The sequence below is a fragment of the Mesorhizobium sp. M7A.F.Ca.CA.002.05.1.1 genome (genome assembly GCF_003998335.1).
In the GTDB taxonomy this organism is placed as follows: Bacteria; Pseudomonadota; Alphaproteobacteria; order Rhizobiales; family Rhizobiaceae; genus Mesorhizobium.
Genome location: NZ_RZQI01001127.1, coordinates 1 through 1645, shown reverse-complemented (window position 1 = coordinate 1645; position 1645 = coordinate 1). Strand labels below are relative to the sequence as shown.

Annotated in this window: 2 protein-coding genes; both read left to right on the top strand. The window is 62.6% G+C overall.

What is annotated here, in order from left to right:
• On the top strand, window positions 1–980 hold a 980-nt coding region (cysC, locus tag EN939_RS33250; protein ID WP_127271713.1), incomplete at its 5' end, for an adenylyl-sulfate kinase.
• Window positions 981–990: 10 nt separating this feature from the next.
• A partial coding sequence (gene cysQ, locus EN939_RS33245) for a 3'(2'),5'-bisphosphate nucleotidase CysQ (RefSeq protein ID WP_164751471.1) occupies window positions 991–1645 on the top strand: 655 nt, incomplete at its 3' end.

Sequence of the window (1645 nt, the reverse complement as noted above, 5' to 3'; positions counted from 1 at the left end):
GCAACATGCTGGTTTCGCCTGCCGCACGGCCGCAGGTCGCCGATCAGTTCGCCGCCAACATCGTCTGGTTCGACGAGCATGCGTTGCTGCCAGGCCGCTCTTACATCCTGCGCACCGAGACCGACCAGACCAGCGCCACCGTCACCGACCTGAAATATCGGATCAACGTCAATGACTTTGCCCATGAAGCGGCAAAGTCGCTCGAAATGAACGAAGTCGGCATCTGCAACATTTCGACGCGGACGCCGATCGCCTTTGATCCCTTCGCCGAAAACCGCACCACCGGCGCCTTCATCCTGATCGACCGCATCTCCAACGCCACGGTCGGCGCCGGCATGATCCTGCACTCGTTGCGCCGCGCCGAAAACATCCATTGGCAGTCGCTCGATGTCGGCAAGCGCGTGCGCGCCGACATGAAGAACCAGCGGCCCGCCGTGTTCTGGTTCACCGGGCTGTCGGGTTCCGGCAAGTCGACCATCGCCAACCTGTTCGAAAAGAAGCTGTTCGCCACCGGCCGCCACACTTATATCCTGGACGGCGACAACGTCCGTCACGGTCTCAACCGCGATCTTGGTTTCACCGACGCCGATCGCGTCGAGAACATCCGCCGCGTCGCCGAAGTGGCGCGTTTGATGGCCGATGCCGGGTTGATCGTCATTGTTTCGTTCATTTCGCCCTTCAGCGCCGAGCGGCGCATGGCACGTGAATTGATGGCCGACGGAGAATTCGTCGAGGTGTTCGTCGATACGCCTTTCGAGGAATGCGCCAGGCGTGATCCGAAGGGCCTCTATGCGCGCGCGCTGAATGGCGAGATCAAGAATTTCACCGGCGTCGATTCCCCTTATGAAGCGCCGGAAACCCCGGAGGTCCATCTGCGGACACTCGGCAAGTCGGCCGAAGAGATGGTCGACGCCCTGGAACACTGGCTGAACGAGCGCGACATTGCCGAAGACCAATACGATAGCGGCGGCGGCATCTGACGACAGGCTGATGCTTGAAATCTTCGAGCGCTTGGCCTTGTCGGCCGGGCGCGAGGTGATGCGCGTGTTCCACGCCGGCTGTGCGGTTGACCGTAAGTCCGACGCCTCGCCGGTGACCGAGGCGGACCGCGAGAGCGAAAAGATCATACTCGCCGGACTGCGTGCCGCATTTCCCGATATCCCCTGCGTGGCCGAGGAAGAAGCTTCCGCCGGCATCGTGCCGCCCGATCTGGACGGGGCTTTTTTTCTGATCGATCCGCTCGATGGGACCAAGGAGTTCGTTAACCGCCGCACCGATTTCACGGTCAACATAGCGCTGGTTCGCGATGGCGTGCCGGAAGTCGGCGTCGTCTTTGCGCCCTGCACGGGCCGCTTCTTTTCCGGCCTGCCGGGCAGGGCGGAATCACTCGAAATCGATGGCGATTACCAGATCGTCGGCCGCCGGCCGATCGCGGCGAGAACGGCCGCGACGCCGCTGGCCGTCGTCGCCAGTCGGTCTCACAACACACCGGAAACCGAGGCCTATATTCGCGACCTCGGTGCCGCCGAAATCGTTTCGGTCGGTTCGTCCTTGAAGTTCTGCCTTCTCGCCAGCGCCGAGGCTGATGTCTATCCGCGCTTCGGCCGCACCATGGAATGGGACACAGCGGCGGGCGACGCCATCC